This window comes from Stenotrophomonas sp. SORGH_AS_0321, from assembly GCF_031453215.1.
In the GTDB taxonomy this organism is placed as follows: domain Bacteria; phylum Pseudomonadota; class Gammaproteobacteria; order Xanthomonadales; family Xanthomonadaceae; genus Stenotrophomonas; species Stenotrophomonas chelatiphaga.
Genome location: NZ_JAVIZG010000001.1, coordinates 825,302 through 840,936, shown reverse-complemented (window position 1 = coordinate 840,936; position 15,635 = coordinate 825,302). Strand labels below are relative to the sequence as shown.

The window sequence follows — 15,635 nt, the reverse complement described above, 5'->3', positions numbered from 1 at the left end:
CGCGTTGTCGCGCCTGCGTATGCAGGCAGATGGCCTGCCCCCGCCCTCCCCGTTGCTGGCATTGCGCCGGCGATGCACTGCAAGCTTCTGCTCGCTCCCTCATTCACTGATCGGAGAAGCCCCTTCATGGTGTTTCGAATTTCCATCGCACTGGTCGCTGTCCTGGTGCTGCTCGCCGGGCTCACGCCCGACGCCTTCAATTCCGTCGTGCAGACGGTGCTGGCCGAAGTGGTACGCGGCGCCGGCTGGCTGTACCTGCTGGTCGTGTTCCTCGCCCTGTCCTTCCTGCTGTACCTGGCGTTTGGCCGCTTCGCCAACCTGCGCATCGGCGGCGAAGATGCCGAGCCGGACTTCTCACGCGCCAGCTGGATGTCGATGCTGTTTGCCGCCGGCATGGGCATCGGCCTGGTGTTCTGGGGCGCCGCCGAGCCCGTCTCGCACTTCGTCAAGCCGCCGGAAGGCCTGGAGCCGATGGGCATGGAAGCGGCGCGTGCATCGATGCGCTACGCCTTCTTCCACTGGGGCCTGCACCCGTGGGCCATCTACGCATTGATCGGCCTGGCGATGGCCTGGTTCCAGTTCAACCGCAATGGCCGCGGGCTGGTCAGCGACATGCTGCAGCCGATCATCGGCCACCACCATCGCGGCTGGATCGGCCAGGTGGTCAACATCGCCGCGGTGGTGGCCACCGCGATCGGCGTGGCCACCACGCTGGGCTTCGGCACCATCCAGATCGCCGCCGGACTGGAACGGGTGTTCGGCATCCCGTCCAACGTGCCGACCCAGATGGTGATCATCGCCGTTGCCTTCGTGCTGTACATGGCATCGACCATGAGCGGCGTGGACCGCGGCATCAAATGGCTGTCCAACTTCAACCTCGGCCTGGCGGCGTTGTTGCTGTCCATGGTGCTGGTGCTGGGCCCCACTGGTTTCATCTTCGATACGTTCACTACCACGCTGGGGTCCTACCTCAACCAGCTGGTGACGATGAGCCTGCGCATGTCGCCGTTCTCCGGCAGCACGTGGGTGGTCGACTGGACGATCTTCTACTGGGCATGGTGGATCGCCTGGGCGCCGTTCGTGGGCGCGTTCATCGCTCGCATTTCGCGTGGCCGAAGCGTGCGCGAGTTCGTGGTCGGGGTGGTCATCGCGCCGACCGTGCTGGGCTTCATCTGGTTCTCGGTGTTCGGCGGTACCGCGCTGTGGTCGCAGATCTTCGGCCATGTCGACCTGGTGGCCGCGCTGGGCAATGGCTACGAAACGGTGCTGTTCACCATGTTCGACAGCCTGCCGCTGCCGCTGGTCCTGGCCAGCGTGGCGCTGGTGTTGTTGATGATCTTCTTCGTGACCTCGGCCGATTCGGCGGTCCTGGTGCTGGCCAGCATGTCCACCGATGAGGCCGGTGATCCGCCGCTGAAGCGCAAGGTCGCGTGGGGCGTGGCGATTGCATTGATTGCCGCGGCCCTGCTGCTGGCCGGCGGGTTGGCGGCGCTGCAGGGAATGATCACCATCGCCGCGCTGCCGTTTGCGCTGTTGATGATCCTGGTGATGGTGTCGCTGTACCGGGTGCTGGATCAGGAATGGACGCGCGAACGGCGCAAGGCGCAGCGCGCGCGGCAGATGATCGAGTCGTGGATCGAACGCGAGATGGCGGCACAGGAAGAGACGCGGCAGGAAGCCGGGCGCGCGGCCGAGCGCGACTGACGTGGCGTGTTGGGTGGGTTGCCGGGCTTGCAGCCCGGCGGCCCGCTTTGAAGCAACGGCGGCGTCACGAGCAACAGCGTGGGGGATGTTGGGTGGGTGGGGCGGGGTGGGTTGGCGGGGGACGGCAGAAGCCGCATCCTGCGGGCTTCGTTTCGCGCCATCCATGGCGCTCAACGCCCCCGCCAACCCACCCCGCCCCACCTTCGACAGGTCCATGGTGGCCCTGGAACGTTCGGTAGCGCCGACCCATGGTCGGCGGAATGTTCCCGCCAACGGCCCGCTGCGCTCGCCGACCATGGGTCGGCGCTACCACTTTTTTTAGGTTCTTCACCCAACTCCGGGGAAGGCCGCCCGGATCTTCAGGAAGAAATACGCGTCGTCTCGGTATCCGTAGGCGACGCGCTTGATGACCTTGATCTTGTTATTGATGCCTTCCACCAGGTTCGTCCCGAGCGGCCATCGGCAGTGGGCCAGGATGCCCGGGAGATATGGTTGCAGACGGCGGACAAAGATGCGCAGCGGCTCCAGCCCGCTTCGCAGGGCGCGATGCTTCCATGACCGCCAGGCCTTCTCCGCCCAGCTCTGGCTTCGGTAGCGCCACAGCTGCTTCAGGTCGTCTTTGAGCAGATACGTGGTCAGCAGGGCTTTGTTGGCGGCCAGCAGCTCCTCGAGTTGGACGCGCTGCTCGGCTGGGACGTTTTGCCTATTGCGCAGCAGGAGCCAGCGCGAGGTCTTCACCACCCGTCGCGCGGGCTTGTCGGTGCGTAGGCGATTGGCCTCGTCAACCCGCACCCGATCAATGACTTCGCGCCCGTACTTGGCCACGACATGGAAGAGGTCGTAGACCACCTCGGCGTTGGGGCATTGGGCTTTCACTTCCAGGTCGAATGCCGAATTCATGTCCATGGCGACCGCTTGGATGCGTTCGCAGCCGTCCCTTCCGAGTAACTCGAAGAAGGGGCGCACGTCAGCGCGACTGCGTCCTCGACCGACCCAAAGCACGCGCTTGCGTGATGGCTCGACCACCACGGTGGCGTAGCGATGGCCCTTCTGGATCGCAAACTCGTCCATCGCGATCACTCTTACGTCCGATAGGTCCACCGGCCCCAGCGTCTGCACCAGATGCCTGAAATCAAGTGCCTTGACCGTCTTCCAGTCCAAGCCATGCCACTTTGCGGTGGCATGGATCGAGGTCGTGGCACACATGCGTGCCACGCTCTGCGCAAGCCGTTGCGTTACCCGGGCATGCCGCTCCAACCAATCCAGATGCTCCAGCTTTGGCCCGCAGCGAGGACAGGCCAGTCGCTGTCGCTGGATCTCCAACTCGACCGGCGCATCGAACACAGGCAGGTCACGAACCCGCCGGAGCGTCTGGTCGTGGATGGCCACGACCCACTTGTCGCATCCGCTGCAGCGTCGGCGGCGGCGTGAATCGGGCACCAGCGAAAGCACCAGCCACGTGGCTGCGCCACGTGCCTCGCGGCGCCACCCATCCAGGCGATACCCCGCCCAGCCTCCCAGCAACGGCATACAATCCAGCTTGGCCACGGCCGGCCTCGGTTTGTTGTCTCGACAACTACAAATCTAGCTGGTCGGCCGTGCGCCTTCTCCCCTCAGATGGGAGAAGAACCTTTTTTTACGCGGATGGCAGCGCCCGGAACCTGTCAGGGGATCGGGCGGTGGGGCTGGACGGGGGCGTTGAGCGCCATGGATGGCGCGAAACGAGGCCCGCAGGAGCGGCTCTTGCCGTCCCCCGCGCAGCCCCACCGCCCGGCCCAGACCCAGCAACGGCTTTCAGCCACCCGCGAGGGGGTCTCACCCGTTCGACCTACCCCTCAATACCCCGCCGCCTGCCCATCCTTGCGGCTCTCGGATGCGCCGTAGTACACCCCGGTCTCCGGATCGCGCAGGATCGCCTGGTAGCCGCCATACGGACCGTCGGCGAACACCACGCGGTGGCCCTTGCGCATCAGCGCGCGGATCGTGTCATAGGCAAACCCGGTTTCCAGGTTGACCTCGCCGCCATCGCTCATTGCCGTGGCCTGGCCGGTGGGCTCGGTGGATCCTTCGTGCTGGATGCGCGGCGCATCGCCAGCCTCCTGCAGGTTCATGCCGAAGTCCACCAGGTTCATCACGATCTGCGCATGCCCCTGCGGCTGCATCGCCCCGCCCATCACGCCGAAGCTCGCGTAGGGCTTGCCATCCTTGGTGATGAAGCCGGGAATGATGGTCTGGAACGGGCGCTTGCCCGGCGCGTAACCATTCGGGTGGTCCTTCTGCAGCACGAACATCTCGCCGCGATCCTGCAGGATGAAGCCCAGCCCCGGCGGGGCCATGCCGCTGCCCATGCCACGGTAATTGGACTGGATCAGCGACACCATCATGCCGTCGGCATCGGCGACGGTCATGTAGATCGTGTCGCCCTCTTCCAGCTGCTTCGGCGTGCCCGGCTGCACTTCCTTCAAGGCCTTGTCCATCGAAATCAGCGAACGACGCTCGGCTGCGTACTCCTTGGAAATCAGCTTGGCCACCGGTGCGGCCGGCTGGAAGGCCATGTCGGCGTAGAAGCGCGCGCGGTCGGCGAAGGCCAGCTTCTTGGCTTCCACGAACAAATGCACGTGCTCGGGCGAGCCGAACGGGATCTTCGAGAAATCGTAGCCTTCCAGCACATTGAGGATCTGCAGCGCGGCAATGCCCTGGCTGTTGGGTGGCAGCTCCCACACATCGTAACCGCGGTAGTTGCTGCTCACCGGGTCAACCCATTCGCCATGGTGGGCAGCCATGTCATCGAAGCTCAGGTAGCCGCCGTTGGCCTTGAAGTAGCTGCCGATGGTGCGCGCGATGTCGCCCTTGTAGAACGCATCGCGGCCGCCATCGGCGATCTGCTGCAGCGTGTTGGCCAGGTTCGGGTTCTTCCACAGCTCGCCCTTGCGCGGGGCATGGCCGTTGATCGTGAACTGTTCCTTGAAACCGGGGTACTGCGACAGGCGCGGGACCGATCGGTCCCAGTAGTACGCGATGACCTCGGCCACCGGATGGCCTTCGCGCGCGTAACGGATGGCCGGCGCCAGGTTGTCGGCCATCGGCTTGCGGCCGAAGCGCTCGTGCAGCGCGAACCAGCCATCGACGGCGCCGGGCACCGACACCGGCAGCGGGCCGGTGGCGGGGATTTCCTTCAGCCCACGACGCTGGAACTCGGCCAGGGTGAGCGATCGCGGCGAACGGCCTGAGCCGTTGTAACCATGCAGTTGCTGGGTCTTCGGATCCCAGACGATGGCGAACAGGTCGCCGCCGATGCCGTTGCCGGTGGGTTCCATCAGGCCCAGTGCCGCGTTGGCGGCGATGGCCGCATCGACCGCACTGCCGCCGCCCTTCATCACCTCCAGCGCGATCTGGGTGGCCAGCGGCTGCGACGTGGCCGCCATCGCATGCGGTGCGATCACTTCCGAACGAGTGGCGAAGCCGTGGCCGGTCACGCGATCAGCGGCGAGGGCAAGCGCGGGCAGCGAAGCCAGCAGGGCAGCGGCCAGCAGGCAGCGGGTCAGTCGTCGGGTCACGTCGGGGAGTTCCTGGAAAGGGATGCCGTGATAGTCGCCTGTCTGCGCGTTGCCGGGTATCCGGCATAGGTCATGGACGTGCGCCGCGGGCAGCCCAACGACTGCGCGAATGGCGTGAACGGCTCGCTCCGCCCCGCAGCGCGACGCTGGTTTCATGCGCAACAATGCAGGTGGCACAAGGCTTTCGCGTGGATTCAGCGGCAACCAATCCGCATCCGTCGACAAGGGTTGACACACCTTGGCGCGCATGTTTTCCTCGGACCCATGTTGCAGCGCCACACGCCACCGCCGACGAACTTCGAGCCCGCCGCCACCGGCACCGCCTCGCTGCGTTCGCTCCTCGTACTCGTACTTATTAGCCAGCCCACCGGAGCGGGACGAGCCAGCGTGTAAGCAACAGACACACAGGTACTCGATCAGAACCCGCACCGGTCCCGGCGCGGGTTTTTTCGTTTCAGAACAGGGCAACACCCTCCCTCCTCACCCAATACCTCTGCAAGGAACCACCACGATGAGCACCAACGACCTGCCCCAGACCAAGATCGCTGTCGTCGGCTACGGCAGCCAGGGCCGCGCGCACGCGCTGAACCTGCGTGAATCCGGCTTCGACGTGGTGGTGGGCCTGCGGCCCGGCGGCCCGACCGAAGTAAAGGCCCAGGCCGACGGCTTCACCGTCAAGGCCCCGGCCGAGGCGGTCAAGGATGCCGACCTGGTCGCCGTGCTGACCCCGGACATGGTGCAGAAGAAGCTGTATGACGAGGTGCTGGCGCCGAACATGAAACAGGGCGCGGTGCTGCTGTTCGCGCATGGCCTGAACGTGCACTTCGACATGATCACCCCGCGCGAAGACCTGGACGTGGTGTTGGTCGCGCCCAAGGGCCCCGGCGCGCTGGTCCGCCGCGAGTACGAGATCGGCCGTGGCGTGCCGTGCATCTGGGCCGTGCACCAGGACAAGAGCGGCAACGCCGCCAAGCACGCGCTGGCCTATGCCACCGGCCTGGGCGGTGCGCGCGCCAACCTGATCCAGACCACCTTCAAGGAAGAGACCGAGACCGATCTGTTCGGCGAGCAGGCAGTGCTGTGCGGCGGTGCCTCGGCGCTGGTGCAGGCCGGCTTCGAAACGCTGGTGGAAGCGGGTTACCAGCCGGAAATCGCGTACTACGAAGTGCTGCACGAACTGAAGCTGATCGTCGACCTGTTCTACGAAGGCGGCATCTCGCGGATGCTGGAGTTCATCTCCGAAACCGCGCAGTACGGCGACTACGTCAGCGGCCCGCGGGTGATCGACGCCGGCACCAAGGAGCGCATGAAGGAGGTCCTGAAGGATATCCAGGACGGCACCTTCACCAAGAACTGGGTTGCCGAGTACGAAGCGGGGCTGCCGAACTACAACAAGTTCAAGCAGGCCGACCTCGACCACCCGATCGAGAAGGTAGGCAAGGAACTGCGCGCCAAGATGGTCTGGCTGCAAGGCCAGGCCGCGTAACCCACGCGGCCCTCCCCCACCCGCTCTGCAAGGTTTCCCATGAACATCCCCGCACAACGCAGCGCGCCGCCCAACGGCGCGCGCTGGCTGACCCAGGCGCTGGAGGCCGAAGGCGTGCAGACGCTGTTCGGCTACCCCGGCGGCACCATCATGCCGTTCTACGATGCCCTGGTGGATTCGCGGCTGAAGCACGTGCTGGTGCGCCACGAGCAGGGCGCCGCACTGGCTGCCAACGGCTTCGCGCGTGCCAGTGGCCGGGTCGGCGTGTGCATCGCCACTTCCGGTCCGGGCGCTTCCAACCTGGTCACCGGCATCGCCGATGCAATGCTGGATTCGGTGCCGATGGTGTGCATCACCGGCCAGGTCGCCACGCCGCTGCTGGGCACCGACGCGTTCCAGGAACTGGACGTGTTCGGGCTGACCCTGCCGATCGTCAAGCACAGCTGGCTGGTGCGCAGCGTGGATGACCTGCCGCGCGTGGTCGCCGAGGCGTTCCGCATCGCACGCGAAGGCCGTCCCGGCCCGGTGCTGATCGATCTGCCCAAGGATGTCCAGGTAGCCGATGCAAGCCATCTGCCGGTGCATGTGCCGGCCACCGTGGAAGCACCACCCGCGCCGGCCGAGCAAGCCATCGCCGATGCCATCGCCGCCATTGCAGGCGCGGAAAAGCCGGTGATCTACGCCGGCGGTGGTATCGCGCTGGGTGACGCCGTCGATGCGCTGCGCGACTTCGCCGCGGCCAGTGGTATTCCAGCCGTGCTGACCCTGCGCGGCCTGGGCGCACTACCCGCCGGCCACCCGCAGTCGCTGGGCATGCTGGGGATGCATGGCACCCGCGCAGCCAACATGGCCGTGCAGGAGGCCGACCTGCTGCTGGTGCTGGGCGCGCGCTTCGATGACCGTGCCACCGGCAAGCTGACCGAGTTCGCGCCCTTCGCGCGCGTGGTCCACATCGATGCCGACGCGTATGAGATTTCCAAGCTGCGCACCGCCGATGTCGCCGTCCCCGGCAATGTCGCCCAGGCCATCCGCGCCCTGCATGCCGCTTTCCCGGCACCGCCGGCCACGCAGTCGGCCTGGCGCAACCGCTGCGCGCAGCACCGCGAGAAGTTCATCGCCCGCTACGACGCACCGGGGAAGCACATCTACGCCCCGGCCCTGCTGAAGCGCCTGAGCGAACTGGCGCCGGCCGATGCAGTGATCGCCTGTGATGTCGGCCAGCACCAGATGTGGGTGGCCCAGCACTGCCGTTTCAATCATCCGCGCAACCACCTGACCAGCGGCGCGCTGGGCACGATGGGCTTCGGCCTGCCGGCCGCCATGGGCGCCCAGTTCGCCTGCCCGGACCGCACCGTGGTGCTGGTGTCCGGCGATGGCAGCTTCATGATGAACGTACAGGAGCTGACCACCATCGCGCGCTGCCGCCTGCCGGTGAAGATCGTGCTGCTGGACAACAGTTCGCTGGGCATGGTCCGGCAGTGGCAGGAACTGTTCTTCGCCGAGCGCTACAGCGAGATCGACCTGTCCGACAACCCGGACTTCGTTGCCCTGGCCAAGGTGTTCGGCATCGCCGCGACCCGCATCGATGCACGCGATGACGTCGAAGGTGGACTGGCCGCACTGTTGGCCGAACCCGGTCCGGCGCTGCTGCACGTGGCCATCGATGCGCGTGCCAACGTCTGGCCGCTGGTTCCGCCCAACACCGCCAACAGCACGATGCTGGAATCCAATCCCGCCCATGTCAGCCAGGAGACTCCCAATGCAATACCGGCTTGACCTGGTGCTGCACCCCGCCGAAGGCGCGCTGCTGCGCGTGATCGGCATGGCCGAACGGCGCGGCTTCGCACCGCGCGCGATCAACGGCGCCCCCGATGCCGACGACCACGGCCGCTGGCACCTGCAGCTGGTGGTGGACGGTAGCCGTCCGCCGGAAACCCTGTGCCGGCAGATCGAAAAAATCTACGACTGCGTATCGGTCCAGGTGACCGAACTGCAGGGAGTCGCCGCATGAACGCCCGTACCGTGCAAGCGGTGCCGGCACGGAGGCGTCTTCTTCGCCGCCCGTCGTCGTCGCCGTGCGCACCACGCGTGGTCCGCCATGCCTGCCGCTGACCGCGCCGGCACCGAACCCGACGTAGGCGATGTAACCGTCGCCGACGTGCTGGCCGCGCAGGCCCGCCTGCGCCGCTTCCTGCCGCCCACGCCGTTGCACCACGCCGAACGCTTCGGCACCTGGCTGAAGCTGGAAAACCTGCAGCGCACCGGCTCCTACAAGGTGCGCGGCGCGCTGAACGCGCTGCTGGCCGGCCGCGAGCGCGGCGACCTGCGCCCGATCATCTGCGCCTCTGCCGGCAACCACGCCCAGGGCGTAGCGTGGGCCGCGCATCGGCTGGGCGTGCAGGCGATCACGGTGATGCCGCACGGCGCACCGGCCAACAAGATCGCCGGGGTCGCCCACTGGGGCGCCACCGTCCGCCAGCATGGCGAAAGCTACGACGATGCCTGGGCCTTCGCGGTGGAGCTGGCCCAGCGCCATGACTACCGCTTCCTGTCCGCCTTCGATGATGCCGATGTCATCGCCGGCCAGGGCACGGTCGGCATCGAGCTGGCGCCGCATTCGCCGGACGTGGTGATCGTGCCCATCGGTGGCGGCGGGCTGGCATCCGGTGTGGCCCTGGCGCTGAAATCGCAGGGCGTACGGATCGTCGGCGCGCAGGTCGAGGGCGTCGATTCGATGGCCCGCGCGATCAGCGGCGACATCCGTCCGATTGCCCCGGTGCCCTCGCTGGCCGACGGCGTGCGGGTCAAGATCCCCGGTTTCCTGACCCGCCGCCTGTGCGCCTCGCTGCTGGACGACGTGGTGATCGTTCGCGAAGCCGAGCTGCGCGAGACGTTGGTCCGGCTGGCGCTGGAAGAGAACCTGATCGCCGAAGGCGCCGGCGCACTGGCGCTGGCCGCCGGTCGCCGGGTTGCCGGACGCCGCAAGTTCGCGGTCGTCTCCGGCGGCAACATCGACGCCTCGGTACTGGCCGGCCTGCTCACCGACGTCCGCCCGCGCGCGCCGCGCAAGCCGCGCCGACGCCGCCCCGAAACCCTGCGAACGCCCGCCGTGGCGGTCGCACTCCCTGCCTTGAAACCTGCTTCTTCCCCTTCCCACCTGCACGCCGCACTGCCCGCTGTCGAGGAGACTTCCCCATGACCACGCCGACCATCGAACGAATTACCCCGCCGCGCATCCGCATCTTCGACACCACCCTGCGCGATGGCGAACAGTCGCCCGGCTGCAGCATGAGCCCGCAGCAGAAGCTGGTCATGGCGCGTGCGCTGGACGAGCTGGGCGTGGACGTGATCGAAACCGGATTCCCGGCCAGCTCCCAATCCGACCGCGAAGCGATGACGATGATCGGCCGCGAAGTGCAGCGCCCGGTGCTGGCGGTGCTGTCGCGCTGCCTGGCCGCCGACATCGAAACCTCGGTGCGCTCGCTGGACTCGGCCGCACACCCGCGCCTGCACGTGTTCCTGTCCACCAGCCCGCTGCACCGCGAGCACAAGCTGCGCATGACCCGCGAACAGGTGCTGGAATCGGTGCGCAAGCATGTCGCGCTGGCGCGTTCGTACATCGATGACGTCGAGTTCTCCGCCGAGGATGCCACCCGCACCGAACTGGACTACCTGATCGAAGTGTCGCGCGTGGCGATCGCGGCCGGCGCCACCACCATCAACCTGCCGGACACGGTCGGCTTCACCACGCCGGAGGAAATCCGCGCGATGTTCCAGCAGGTGATCGCCGGCGTGGCCAACGTCAGCGGCGCCGAGCGGGTGATCTTCAGCGCGCACTGCCACAACGACCTGGGCCTGGCCGTGGCCAACTCGCTGGCCGCCATCGAAGGCGGTGCCCGCCAGGTGGAGTGCACGGTCAATGGCATCGGCGAGCGCGCCGGCAACTGCGCGGTGGAAGAAATCGCGATGGCACTGAAGGTGCGGCAGGCCTTCTACGACCAGGACACCGCGATCAATACCCAGCGCATCGTCTCCACTTCGCAGCTGCTGCAGCGCCTGGTCGGCATGCCGGTCCAGCGCAACAAGGCGATCGTCGGCGCGAACGCGTTCGCCCACGAATCCGGCATCCACCAGCACGGCATGCTGCGCCACCGCGGCACCTACGAAATCATGCGTCCGGAGGACGTGGGCTGGGAAGATTCGCAGATGGTGCTGGGCCGCCACAGTGGCCGCGCCGCGGTCGAAGCGCGCCTGCGCGCACTGGGCTTCTGGCTGGAAGAAGAAGAACTGAAGCTGGTATTCGAGCAGTTCAAGTCGCTGTGCGAACAGCAGCGCGTGGTCACCGATTCGGACCTGCAGACCCTGATGCAGGGCGGTGCCAGCACCCAGGGCTACCGCTTGGCCTCGATGACCATCAGCGATGTCGGCAGCCGTGCCAATGCGCTGGTCGAGCTGTCCGATCCGGATGGCAACCGGGTGGCCGAAACCGCACAGGGCGATGGCCCGGTGGATGCGCTGTTCGGGGCACTCTCTTCGGCCACCGGGGTCAGCCTGCAGCTGGACAGCTACCAGGTGCACAGCGTGGGCATCGGCGCCGACGCACGCGGCGAAGCCAACCTGAGCGTCCGCAGTGGCGATGAGGTGTTCGAAGGCACCGGCACCAGCCGCGACATCATCGAAGCCTCGGCACTGGCCTGGCTGGACGTCGCCAACCGCCTGCTGCGCCAGCGCGAAGCCACGGCCGCCCCTGACACCGCCGCCGCTGCGGCCCACGCCTGAGGAGTCCAGCATGAGCGCCTTCACCTCCGCGACCGTTGATGCCGGCCAGACCTGGGACGCCCAGGATTACGCCATCGACGCCGGCTTCGTGCCGGTGCTGGGCAGCGCGATCGCGCGCCTGCTCGATGCACGACCGGGTGAACGGATCCTCGACCTGGGCTGTGGTGACGGCGTGCTCAGCACCGAACTGGCACTGACCGGTGCCCAGGTGATCGGCGTCGACGCATCGCCCGAACTGGTGATCGCCGCACGCGCACGCGGGGTCGATGCGCAGGTCATGGATGGCCATGCACTGGCCTTCGATGGCGCATTCGATGCGGTGTTCAGCAACGCCGCGCTGCACTGGATGCGCGAGCCGGACCGCGTGCTGGCCGGCGTGCGGCGTGCCTTGAAACCCGGCGGGCGCCTGGTCGCCGAGTTCGGTGGCGATGGCAACATCGCCGCCATCGTCGGCGCCGTGCAGGCCGCCCGCGTGGCGCACGGCCACGGCGAAAGTCCGTTCAGCTGGTACTTCCCCAGCGTGGAGGCGTACAGCGACCGCCTGCGCCAGCATGGCTTCCACGTACAGTTCGCCGAACGCGTGGAGCGCCCCACCCCACTGCCTGCCGGTATCGCCGGCTGGCTGCGGGTGTTCGCCGCACCGTTGCTGGCCGACCTGGACAGCACCGCTGCCAGCCGCGTGCGCGTGGCCAGCGAGGCCCTGCTCGCCGACCTGCCGCGTGACGCGTCGGGCCTGCCACTGGCCGACTATGTGCGGCTGCGCGTGCTTGCACGTCGCCGCTGAGTGTTGACCTCCTCCTGATTACACCCGATGTTCTTCATCGCACCTTCCTGCCAGGCCATCGCATGACCCCCGCACCCAGCACCCTGTACGACAAACTGTGGGACGCCCACGTGGTCGTTCCCGAATCCGACAGCGCGCCCGCCGTGCTGTACATCGACCTGCACCTGATCCACGAAGTGACTTCGCCACAGGCGTTCACCGAGCTGCGCGAACGCGGCCTGTCGCCGCGCCGGCCGGACCGCACCAAGGGCACCATGGACCACTCCACGCCGACGCTGCCCGCGCGCGCCGATGGTTCCCTGCCCTACGCCAGTGCCGCCTCCGAAGCACAGGTGGCGATGCTGGCCAGCAACTGCGCCGAGTACGGCGTGGAACTGTTCGACATGGCCTCGGCCGAGCGCGGCATCGTGCATGTCATCGCACCGGAACAGGGCTTCACCCTGCCCGGCATGACCATCGTCTGCGGCGACAGCCACACCTCCACCCACGGTGCATTCGGTTCGCTGGCCTTCGGCATCGGCACCAGCGAGGTCGGCCATGTGCTGGCCACGCAGTGCCTGCTGCAGCGCAAGGCGAAGACCATGGCGATCACCGTGGACGGCGTCCTGCCGGCCGGCGTCGGCGCCAAGGACGTGGTGCTGCACATCATCGGCGTGATCGGGGTCAACGGCGGCACCGGCCACGTGCTGGAGTTCCGTGGCAGCACCATCGCGGCAATGGACATGGAACAGCGCATGACCCTGTGCAACATGTCCATCGAAGCGGGCGCACGCGCGGGCATGGTGGCCCCGGACCAGGTCACCTTCGACTGGGTGGCCGCCACCCCGCGCGGCCCGAAGGGGGCCGACTTCGACGCCGCCGTCGAACACTGGACGCAGTTGCGCAGCGATGACGGCGCGCGCTTCGATGCGGAGTTTTCGATCGACGCGGCCGACATCCGTCCGACGCTGACCTGGGGCACCCATCCGGGTACCGCGATCGCCGTCGACGCGCCGATCCCTGCGGCCAACGATGCCGCTGCACAGAAGGGCCTGGACTACATGCAGCTGCATGCCGGCGACACCCTGCAGGGGACGCCGGTGGACGTGGTGTTCGTGGGGTCGTGCACCAACGGGCGGCTGAGCGACATGCGTGAAGTCGCCCAGGTGCTGCGCGGCCGGCAGGTGGCCGATCGCGTGCGCATGCTGGTGGTCCCCGGCTCGGAAATCGTCAAGCGCCAGGCCGAGGCCGAAGGCATCGATGCGATCGTGCGCGCTGCCGGTGCCGAGTGGCGCGAGCCGGGCTGCTCGATGTGCATTGCCATGAACGGCGACCTGGTGGCTCCGGGCCAGCTGGCGGTGAGCACCAGCAACCGCAACTTCGAAGGCCGCCAGGGCCCCGGCTCCCGCACCCTGCTGGCCTCGCCGATGACCGCTGCGTGGGCCGCCGTCAACGGCCGCGTTTCCGACACCCGCGACCTGTTCAACCAGGAGGTGGCCTGATGAGCGGCTTCCGTACCCTGGCGTCGGCCAGCGTGGTGCTGCGCCAGACCAACATCGACACCGACCAGATCATCCCGGCGCGCTTCCTGTCCACCACCGAACGTGCCGGACTGGGCCGCAACGCGTTCAACGACTGGCGCTGGACCAGCGATGGCACGCCCAACGCCGATTTCGCCTTCAACCAGCCGCAGAACGCCGGCCGCAGCATCCTGCTGGCGGGGCGCAACTTCGGCTGCGGTTCCTCGCGCGAACATGCACCGTGGGCGCTGACCGACCTGGGTCTGCGCGCGATCGTCAGCAGCGAGATCGCCGACATCTTCCGTGGCAATTCGCTGAAGAACGGACTGCTGCCGGTGGTGCTGGACGAAGCCGACGTGCAGGCGCTGATGCAGCGCCCGGACGACGTGCTGACCATCGACATCGCCGCGCGCGAGCTGCGCACCCCCGATGGCCGCGTCTACACTTTCCCGCTGGACGGCTTCTCGCAGACCTGCCTGCTGGAAGGTGTCGACCAGCTGGGCTACCTGCTGGGCCGCGTCCCCGACATTGAACGTTACGAGACTGAACATGCACGCTGAGATCGTCGTACTGCCCGGTGATGGCATCGGCCCGGAAGTGGCCGCCGCCGCCGTGGCCGTACTGGAAGCCGTCGCCACCCGCTTCAACCACACCTTCAACTTCAACGAACACGACATCGGCGGCATTGCCATCGACCGCCATGGCGAGCCGCTGCCCGCGAGCACGCTGGACGCCTGCCGTGCCGCGGACGCGATCCTGCTGGGCGCGGTGGGCGGCCCGAAGTGGTCCGATCCGAATGCGAAGGTGCGCCCGGAGCAGGGCCTGCTGGCGATCCGCCGTGCGCTCGGCCTGTATGCCAACCTGCGTCCGGTACGCACGCACGAAGCGGCGCTGGGCGCTTCGCCGATCAAGGCCGAACTGCTGCGCGGCGTCGACTTCGTGGTGGTACGTGAACTGACCGGTGGCATCTACTTCGGTGAGAAGACCCGCACGGCGGACGCCGCCAGCGACCTGTGCAGCTACAGCGTGGCGGAGATCGAGCGGGTACTGCGCAGCGCCTTCGAGCTGGCCCGCCAACGCCGTGGCAAAGTCACCTCGGTGGACAAGGCCAACGTGCTGGAAACCTCGCGGCTGTGGCGCGAGGTCGCCACCCGGCTGGGCCGGGACGTGTTCCCCGACGTGGCGCTGGAACACCAGCTGGTGGACTCTATGGCCATGCACCTGCTGGCCAAGCCGCGCGAGTACGACGTGATCGTGACCGAGAACATGTTCGGCGACATCCTGACCGACGAGGCGTCGATGCTGGCCGGGTCGCTGGGCCTGCTGCCGTCGGCATCGCTGGGAGAACCCGGTGCGGTCGGCATCTACGAGCCGATCCACGGGTCGGCGCCGGACATCGCCGGCAAGGGCATCGCCAATCCCTACGCGACGATCTTCAGCGCGGCGATGCTGCTGCGCCATTCGCTGGGCCTGGAAGCGGAGGCGGCGGCGGTGGAAGCGGCCGTGCACGCGGCGCTGGACGCCGGGGTGTTTACGGCCGACCTCGCTGCTGCGGGTGCTACGGTGTCTACCGCGGAGGCCACCGCAGCCGTTCTCGAACGACTGCAGGGCTGAGGCAACGTCAAGGTCAACGTCAGAAGCTGCAGGGCTGTGCGGTTGGCGGGACGGGGCAGGCTCGCGGGGGACGGCAAGAGCCGCCCCCGCGGGCCTCGTTTCGCGCCATCCATGGCACTCGCCGCCCCCGCGACCCTGCCCCGCCCCACCTTCGACAGGTCCATGGCGGCCATGGGACACGCGCATTGGTAGCGCCGACCCATGGTCGGCGG

At 67.6% G+C, this 15,635-nt stretch carries 12 protein-coding genes; 10 read left to right on the top strand and 2 right to left on the bottom strand.

Annotation, left to right across the window (positions count from 1 at the left end):
* The first annotated feature begins 126 nt into the window (after nucleotides 1–126).
* Nucleotides 127–1,704: a BCCT family transporter gene (locus QE373_RS03505; protein ID WP_309683671.1), complete on the top strand. Its 1,578-nt coding sequence runs from the start codon at nucleotides 127–129 to the stop codon at nucleotides 1,702–1,704.
* 327 nt (nucleotides 1,705–2,031) lie between these two features.
* Here the strand turns inward: QE373_RS03505 and QE373_RS03500 are convergent, their stop codons facing one another.
* Together QE373_RS03500 and ggt are read right to left on the bottom strand one after the other, a co-directional pair.
* Nucleotides 2,032–3,252 carry an ISL3 family transposase gene (locus QE373_RS03500; protein ID WP_309683669.1) on the bottom strand — a complete coding sequence of 407 codons (1,221 nt, stop codon included), beginning with the start codon at nucleotides 3,250–3,252 and terminating at the stop codon, nucleotides 2,032–2,034.
* Nucleotides 3,253–3,539: 287 nt separating this feature from the next.
* Nucleotides 3,540–5,249 carry a gamma-glutamyltransferase gene (gene ggt, locus QE373_RS03495; protein ID WP_309689533.1) on the bottom strand — a complete coding sequence of 570 codons (1,710 nt, stop codon included), beginning with the start codon at nucleotides 5,247–5,249 and terminating at the stop codon, nucleotides 3,540–3,542.
* A gap of 523 nt (nucleotides 5,250–5,772) precedes the next feature.
* On the opposite strand from ggt, the gene ilvC reads away from it, so the two are divergent.
* The 9 genes from ilvC (at nucleotide 5,773) to leuB (ending at nucleotide 15,423) form a co-directional block, all read left to right on the top strand.
* Nucleotides 5,773–6,747 (top strand): ketol-acid reductoisomerase, encoded by a 975-nt coding sequence (gene ilvC, locus QE373_RS03490; RefSeq protein ID WP_057509297.1) that lies wholly within the window; start codon nucleotides 5,773–5,775, stop codon nucleotides 6,745–6,747.
* Nucleotides 6,748–6,786: 39 nt separating this feature from the next.
* On the top strand, nucleotides 6,787–8,523 hold the full coding sequence (ilvG, locus tag QE373_RS03485; RefSeq protein ID WP_309683666.1) for an acetolactate synthase 2 catalytic subunit: 1,737 nt from the start codon (nucleotides 6,787–6,789) through the stop codon (nucleotides 8,521–8,523).
* Nucleotides 8,507–8,758: an ACT domain-containing protein gene (locus QE373_RS03480; protein ID WP_057509299.1), complete on the top strand. Its 252-nt coding sequence runs from the start codon at nucleotides 8,507–8,509 to the stop codon at nucleotides 8,756–8,758. Before ilvG ends, QE373_RS03480 begins: the two co-directional genes overlap by 17 nt.
* Before the next feature lie 87 nt (nucleotides 8,759–8,845).
* Entirely contained in the window at nucleotides 8,846–9,946 is a 1,101-nt protein-coding gene (locus QE373_RS03475) for a threonine dehydratase (protein ID WP_057509300.1), read from the top strand.
* On the top strand, nucleotides 9,943–11,526 hold the full coding sequence (locus QE373_RS03470) for a 2-isopropylmalate synthase (protein ID WP_309683661.1): 1,584 nt from the start codon (nucleotides 9,943–9,945) through the stop codon (nucleotides 11,524–11,526). The genes QE373_RS03475 and QE373_RS03470 overlap by 4 nt, the downstream gene beginning before the upstream one ends.
* A 10-nt stretch (nucleotides 11,527–11,536) precedes the next feature.
* The gene (locus QE373_RS03465) at nucleotides 11,537–12,310 is read left to right on the top strand and encodes a methyltransferase domain-containing protein (protein ID WP_309683659.1); all 774 of its coding nucleotides are present in this window, start codon (nucleotides 11,537–11,539) and stop codon (nucleotides 12,308–12,310) included.
* A gap of 62 nt (nucleotides 12,311–12,372) precedes the next feature.
* Nucleotides 12,373–13,791: a 3-isopropylmalate dehydratase large subunit gene (gene leuC, locus QE373_RS03460; protein WP_309683657.1), complete on the top strand. Its 1,419-nt coding sequence runs from the start codon at nucleotides 12,373–12,375 to the stop codon at nucleotides 13,789–13,791.
* Complete coding sequence (leuD, locus tag QE373_RS03455; protein ID WP_057509304.1) at nucleotides 13,791–14,369, top strand: 3-isopropylmalate dehydratase small subunit; 579 nt, start codon at nucleotides 13,791–13,793, stop codon at nucleotides 14,367–14,369. Before leuC ends, leuD begins: the two co-directional genes overlap by 1 nt.
* Nucleotides 14,359–15,423, top strand: a complete 1,065-nt coding sequence (leuB, locus tag QE373_RS03450; protein ID WP_309683655.1) for a 3-isopropylmalate dehydrogenase — start codon at nucleotides 14,359–14,361, stop codon at nucleotides 15,421–15,423. Before leuD ends, leuB begins: the two co-directional genes overlap by 11 nt.
* Nucleotides 15,424–15,635 lie beyond the last annotated feature (212 nt).

Excerpts from the sequence above, each read along its gene's own strand:
- leuD (WP_057509304.1), top strand. The coding sequence starts at position 13,791 with ATGAGCGGCTTCCGTACCCTGGCGTCGGCCAGCGTGGTGCTGCGCCAG.
- ilvG (WP_309683666.1), top strand. The coding sequence starts at position 6,787 with ATGAACATCCCCGCACAACGCAGCGCGCCGCCCAACGGCGCGCGCTGG.
- leuC (WP_309683657.1), top strand. The coding sequence starts at position 12,373 with ATGACCCCCGCACCCAGCACCCTGTACGACAAACTGTGGGACGCCCAC.
- QE373_RS03465 (WP_309683659.1), top strand. The coding sequence starts at position 11,537 with ATGAGCGCCTTCACCTCCGCGACCGTTGATGCCGGCCAGACCTGGGAC.
- ilvC (WP_057509297.1), top strand. The coding sequence starts at position 5,773 with ATGAGCACCAACGACCTGCCCCAGACCAAGATCGCTGTCGTCGGCTAC.
- QE373_RS03505 (WP_309683671.1), top strand. The coding sequence starts at position 127 with ATGGTGTTTCGAATTTCCATCGCACTGGTCGCTGTCCTGGTGCTGCTC.
- QE373_RS03480 (WP_057509299.1), top strand. The coding sequence starts at position 8,507 with ATGCAATACCGGCTTGACCTGGTGCTGCACCCCGCCGAAGGCGCGCTG.
- leuB (WP_309683655.1), top strand. The coding sequence starts at position 14,359 with ATGCACGCTGAGATCGTCGTACTGCCCGGTGATGGCATCGGCCCGGAA.
- QE373_RS03475 (WP_057509300.1), top strand. The coding sequence starts at position 8,846 with ATGCCTGCCGCTGACCGCGCCGGCACCGAACCCGACGTAGGCGATGTA.
- QE373_RS03470 (WP_309683661.1), top strand. The coding sequence starts at position 9,943 with ATGACCACGCCGACCATCGAACGAATTACCCCGCCGCGCATCCGCATC.